This window comes from Mannheimia sp. (assembly GCF_056854775.1).
This window is the reverse complement of sequence record NZ_JBXGGI010000076.1, coordinates 1-5,792: the sequence shown is the minus strand read 5'-3', so window position 1 is coordinate 5,792 and position 5,792 is coordinate 1. Positions and strand designations below refer to the sequence as shown.

Here is a 5,792-nt window from a genome sequence, read left to right as displayed (position 1 = left end):
CGTTTTTTTGAAATTTTTTACCAATAATTGACCGCTTGTTTGGCTGATAGAGCGAGCTGCTACTGCACATTGTTCTAATTGTTTGAGCGTGATTTGATCCGCATAGGCAAAGCCTGTTTTCTCACCTGAAACGGCACGCACACCAAAACCTCTGTCGATATAAAACCCGCCTTCTTTAATAATGCTATCTTCCAAGCTCCAACTTTCGTCTTGGCTAAGCTGGAAATAGAGGTCGGCGTAATCAATATCACGTCCTGAGAAGTAATCAAGCACTTGGCTTAAGTGCGATAATTCAAGCCCACTTGGTGCAAGTAAGCTATCTGAAACCTTGTTTAACATTGTGATTCCTAAAAATAAAAGACGGTAGATTTTAACATAAAATCTACCGTCTTAAATGGTAATTCGAGAATTAGCCTTTTAAGCCTTCTTGCTCACGCACATTATCTACTCCCTTATCTGCTTCAACGCGTTGCATAAAGGCAGAAAGTTGTGAAAGGTGAGAGAAGTCTAATCCTAAGCGGCGGCACCAATTGAGCATAATATAAAGATACACATCAGCAACGGAAATGCTTTCACCAAAGAAAATGTGATTTTCTAAATGTTCATTGGCTGTGGCAAGTTGATCTAAAATCTGCTCAGCAGCTTGCCGGCGAATGGTTTTAATTAATTCCTCATTGCCTTCGGCATAGCTTGGTAAGCGGAAAAGTGGCACGAATGATTTATGTACATCGGCATTAAAATAAGCTAACCAGCGAGCCGCTTTTGCTTTATCACGAGCGGTTTTACTGCCGAAAAGTTTTGCATCGGGATGAAGTTCATCTAAATAGTGAACAATTGCTTGGTTTTGTGAAAGCACTAAATCACCATCAACCAATAGCGGTACGGCACCACGTGGGTTTAATGCTAAAAACTCAGGTGTTTTAATAAATTCACGGCTTACCGCTTGAAATTCGTAATCTTGATTGGCGTGCAGTTTCACCCATTCTAACGCAACGTGTGGTACGAATGAACAAGCACCAACTAAACCATATAATTTCATTTTTGTTTCCTCTGAATTAAGGGAGTAATTTTTCCAAACGCCATAAATCGGCAAAACTTGCACGGGCTTTAATGAGATGGGCTTGATTGCCATCTACCATAATTTCCGCCGCTTGCGGGCGAGAGTTATAGGTGGAAGACATTGCCGCACCGTAAGCTCCGGCAGAACGCACTGCGATTAAATCGCCTTCTGCAATTGCGAGTTCTCTCTGCTTGCCTAAGAAATCGGAGGTTTCGCAGATTGGACCTACTACGTCATAAATAGCGGTTTGGCGATTAAGCGTTTTATCCACTTCGGTAATTTGCATATAGGCTTCATAAAGGGCAGGTCGAATCATATCATTCATACCTGTATCCACAATAGCGAAATTGCGATCTTCATTCTGTTTCAGATATTCTACTTTAGTGACTAAAATACCTGCGTTGGCAGTGATAGCACGACCCGGCTCAATAATAATTTCTAGGTTTTCGTAACTTTTGAGTTTTTCTAATAATGCTTTAGCGTATTCTGTTGGGTGTGGAGGTTCTTCGCCGTTGTAAGGCACACCTAAGCCACCGCCTAAGTCTAAATGATGTAGCTCAATACCATCTTCACGAAGTTGCTCCATTAAGATAATTAAGCGATCCGTTGCATCTAAGAACGGTTGTAACTCGGTTAATTGCGAGCCGATGTGGCAATCCATTCCTGTGATTTTCACATTTGGTAAGGTTTTTGCCAAACGGTAAACCTCACGAGCTTGGGTTACACTCACGCCAAATTTGTTTTCTTTTAGCCCCGTTGAGATATAAGGATGGGTGTGGGCATCTACATCAGGGTTTACACGCAGGGAAATTGGAGCAACTTTGCCTAATTGACCTGCTACTTCGTTAATGCGATGCAGTTCGGAAATAGATTCAATATTGAAGCAACGAATGCCTACTTCTAACGCACGTTTGATTTCGATATGAGATTTTGCCACACCGGAGAAAACCACTTTTGCAGGGTCGCCACCAGCGGCAAGCACACGTTCAAGTTCACCTTGAGAGACAATATCAAAGCCCGAGCCTAATCTCGCCATCACGTTAAGTAAGGCAATGTTTGAGTTTGATTTTACCGCAAAGCAAACTAAATGCGGGTGCGAGCCAAAGGCATTGTTGAAAGCGTGCCAATGGCGTTCAAGTGTCGCTCGAGAGTAAATATAAGCAGGTGTACCGTGCTGCTTGATAATATCGCTAATTGCGACATCTTCGGCAAAAAGTTGATTGTTTTTATACTCAAAGTGATTCATTGAAATTCCGTTGTGTTTTTTATTAGAAAAGGAAAGAGCAAGCGGTCGTTTTTGTAAAAAATTTTGCAAAAACGATCGATTGTAGTCTTATTTTTGTTCGTGTTTTGGTGCTGACTCAGGGAAGTAAAGAGGACCTTTTACACCACAGGCACTCAAGCCTAAGGTCGCCACTAAAGTGATTAAAAGTAGTTTTTTCATTGCTTTTTCCATTTAAAAAAGATGCTTCATTCTAAAACAAAATAATCGCCCTATCTATAAAAAATTACACCCCAATCTTAATAGATTGAGGTGTAAATAACGTTATAGTATTTTCAGTTTATTTTAAACTGCCAACCATATCTTCCGGTCGAACCCATTCATCGAATTGTTCAGCGGTAACTAAACCTAAGTTAATCGCTTCCTCTTTTAAGGTTGTGCCGTTTTTGTGGGCGGTTTTAGCAATTTTCGCTGCATTTTCATAGCCGATATGAGTATTTAATGCAGTAACGAGCATTAATGATTGGTCGAGCTGTTGTTTAATGCGAGGGTAGTTTGGCTCAATACCTACCGCACAGTGTTCGTCAAACGATACGCACGCATCACCCAGTAATTGAGCAGATTGTAGGAAGTTGTATGCCATCACAGGTTTATACACATTCAGCTGGAAATGACCTTGTGTGCCGGCGAACGAGATGGTTACATCGTTGCCTAACACTTGAGCACAAACCATTGTCATTGCTTCGCATTGGGTTGGGTTTACTTTACCCGGCATAATAGATGAGCCTGGCTCGTTTTCAGGAATTAAAATTTCGCCGATACCTGAACGCGGACCTGAAGCGAGTAAGCGAACATCGTTAGCGATTTTATAGAGCGATACTGCAAGCTGTTTTAACGCACCGTGCGTTTCTACAATCGCATCGTGGGTAGCTAGGGCTTCAAATTTGTTTTGTGCGGTTACGAATGGTAAACCGGTGAACTTCGCAATATATTCAGCAACAAGAACATCATAGCCTTTCGGTGTATTTAAACCGGTACCTACCGCCGTGCCGCCCAATGCAAGTTCACGAAGGTGTGGCAAGGTATTTTCTAATGCTTTAATGCCAAAGGCTAATTGAGCCGCATAAGCAGAGAACTCTTGACCGAGTGTAAGTGGGGTGGCATCCATTAAGTGTGTACGACCGATTTTTACTACATCTTTAAAAGCTTCTGCTTTTTCTGCTAACGTTTTTTGTAATCGTTTTACACAAGGAAGGGTGTGCTCAACTACTTTTTTATATGCGGCAATGTGCATTGCAGTTGGGTAGGTGTCGTTAGATGATTGAGATTTGTTTACATCGTCATTCGGGTGAATAATTGATTTCTCGCCTAGTTTGCCACCATTAATAACGTGAGCACGGTTTGCCACTACTTCATTCACGTTCATATTAGATTGCGTGCCGGAACCCGTTTGCCAGATTACCAGTGGGAATTGATCGTCTAATTTGTTTGCTAAAATCTCATCACAGGCTTTTGCAATTAAATCCCGTTTTTCGACCGCTAGTACACCCAAATCGTGGTTCGCATAAGCAGCCGCTTTTTTCAGATAACCAAAGGCTTCAATAATTTCAGCAGGCATTGAGGCTTCAGGTCCGATTTTGAAATTATTGCGTGAGCGTTCTGTTTGTGCCGCCCAATATTTATCAGCAGGAACTTGTACTTCGCCCATTGTGTCTTTTTCGATACGGAATGTCATTGTTTACTCCTAATTTTTAAAAAGTTAAAATCAATAAGCTCTAGTTATTTAGAGGTATGGTAAATACTAGCATAGAAAGGAAAAAGAAAGGAACTAACAAAAGCAATTCCTTATTGGTTTTTTGACTATTTTATGATGTGGATCACATTATTAAATGATTGGTGTTAAATCTTTTTCTTAAGCCGAAGGCATATAGGGCTTCATTAGCTTCTTGCATTAATTCTCGCTTTTGCTCTTCTGTAAAGGTGTAGATATATTGGTGGTTTAATGCTCCGTTGAGTTTAAATAGTAAATCTTCAGTAGCGTCAAAACCTTGCATAACCAGCTTAATAAATGCTGAAATATAGCCTGTTTCAGCAAACTCTTGTATTGAAGAGATCCCTACTTTTTTCAGCATTCTTTCTAACTTTAGGTTCATATTAGGCAAAGTACGGATTTGAGTTGAACGTTTATTATCTATTTTTTGCTTTTCGGATAGTAATTCATCTAGAGTAGAGTGAATCAGTGAACTAAACTGTGATGAGTTAGCTAAAATAGTATTTGGAATAAAATAGAACTTTCTGCTTTGTAATCCTATTTTATCGTCAGATAGATTATATGTTCCAGGGTAGTTGCTTATATATGGTATATCTTTTTGAGAAATACGCAAGTAAGTTGCTCCATTTTGATACAACGCAATCATTAGGTTATTCTTGAAAATAGCATAATAAGAGAAGTAAGTTTTTATCCGAAATTCTTTCAGAATAGGCTCGAATATAGGAGAGATTTCTTGTCTAATTTCATTGACTGTTCGCATATATGTACCTCAGTGTAAGTTTATGTAATTATTAGGTTTATGAATAATAAATACTGTTATGAATTAAATTTCAACAAGGATTTTTTAGATTTGTGAAGTGGCTCGAAAAGTTGAAATAAAAAAATTTAAAAATACTATTTATTTGAGTTACTTCAAATGAAGTTTTTAGGAAGTTGTGTATCTTGGAATGTTTTATTTATTGGTTAAGAAGATAAAAAGTGAAAACTGCTTGCATAAGTATAACGAAAAGAGTATTATATTCTGGCTTTAGGCAACTAAAGACATTTGATGTAATCATTTATCAAATGACATTACAGATATTGTAGTGTAAAAAATGTTCCTAATCTTGGAACTACATAGGTTTAACTGAGCTCCCTTATTCTATTGGTTAAGTGGTAGTTTGGTTTTTTGTTAGCTAAATTTTTTAATTGGAGCTCTGGTCTAATGCAGAACCAAAGAATCCGTATCCGCTTAAAAGCATTTGATCATCGCTTGATCGATCAATCTACTGCGGAGATCGTAGAAACAGCTAAACGTACTGGTGCACAAGTTCGTGGTCCAATTCCTTTACCAACTCGTAAAGAACGTTTTACTGTATTGATTTCTCCACACGTGAATAAAGATGCACGTGATCAATATGAAATCCGTACTCACAAACGTTTAGTTGATATTGTTGAACCAACAGAAAAAACTGTTGATGCATTAATGCGTTTAGATCTAGCTGCTGGCGTTGACGTTCAGATTAGTCTAGGTTAATTGGGAATTTTAAGAGGTTATTACAATGATTGGTTTAATCGGTCGTAAAGTTGGTATGACCCGCGTTTTCACTGAAGACGGCGTGTCTATTCCAGTTACCGTTATCGAAATCGAAGCCAACCGTGTTACTCAAGTTAAAACCCTTGAAAACGATGGCTACTCTGCAATTCAAGTTACTACTGGCGCTAAAAAAGCAACTCGTGTAACTAAACCAGAAGCAGGT

7 protein-coding genes and 1 pseudogene are annotated in these 5,792 nt (G+C 39.1%); 2 read left to right on the top strand and 6 right to left on the bottom strand.

Translation table 11 applies throughout. From position 1 onward, the window contains the following. The 6 genes from ACJHV0_RS05705 to ACJHV0_RS05680 all read right to left on the bottom strand — a co-directional run. Window positions 1-339 (bottom strand): PmbA/TldA family metallopeptidase (locus ACJHV0_RS05705; protein ID WP_483133627.1); only part of this gene is annotated, 339 nt, incomplete at its 3' end. Between the two features lie 70 nt (window positions 340-409). Beyond that, a complete protein-coding gene (locus ACJHV0_RS05700; protein ID WP_483133626.1) occupies window positions 410-1,039 on the bottom strand; it encodes a glutathione S-transferase family protein in 630 nt (209 codons plus the stop codon). Window positions 1,040-1,055: 16 nt separating this feature from the next. Further along, complete coding sequence (gene lysA / locus ACJHV0_RS05695; protein WP_483133625.1) at window positions 1,056-2,306, bottom strand: diaminopimelate decarboxylase; 1,251 nt, start codon at window positions 2,304-2,306, stop codon at window positions 1,056-1,058. An 87-nt stretch (window positions 2,307-2,393) separates the two neighbouring features. After that, a complete protein-coding gene (lptM, locus tag ACJHV0_RS05690) occupies window positions 2,394-2,504 on the bottom strand; it encodes an LPS translocon maturation chaperone LptM (protein WP_188157223.1) in 111 nt (36 codons plus the stop codon). A 118-nt stretch (window positions 2,505-2,622) separates the two neighbouring features. Then, window positions 2,623-4,017, bottom strand: coding sequence for a class II fumarate hydratase (gene fumC, locus ACJHV0_RS05685; protein WP_334231815.1), 1,395 nt, complete (start codon window positions 4,015-4,017; stop codon window positions 2,623-2,625). Between the two features lie 142 nt (window positions 4,018-4,159). Next, window positions 4,160-4,813: a TfoX/Sxy family DNA transformation protein gene (locus tag ACJHV0_RS05680; protein WP_334256470.1), complete on the bottom strand. Its 654-nt coding sequence runs from the start codon at window positions 4,811-4,813 to the stop codon at window positions 4,160-4,162. 444 nt (window positions 4,814-5,257) lie between these two features. Between ACJHV0_RS05680 and rpsJ the strand changes: the two genes are divergently transcribed. Then, a complete protein-coding gene (gene rpsJ, locus ACJHV0_RS05675; RefSeq protein ID WP_001181005.1) occupies window positions 5,258-5,569 on the top strand; it encodes a 30S ribosomal protein S10 in 312 nt (103 codons plus the stop codon). A 25-nt stretch (window positions 5,570-5,594) separates the two neighbouring features. After that, a pseudogene (rplC, locus tag ACJHV0_RS05670) lies at window positions 5,595-5,792 on the top strand (50S ribosomal protein L3); the annotation flags it as partial.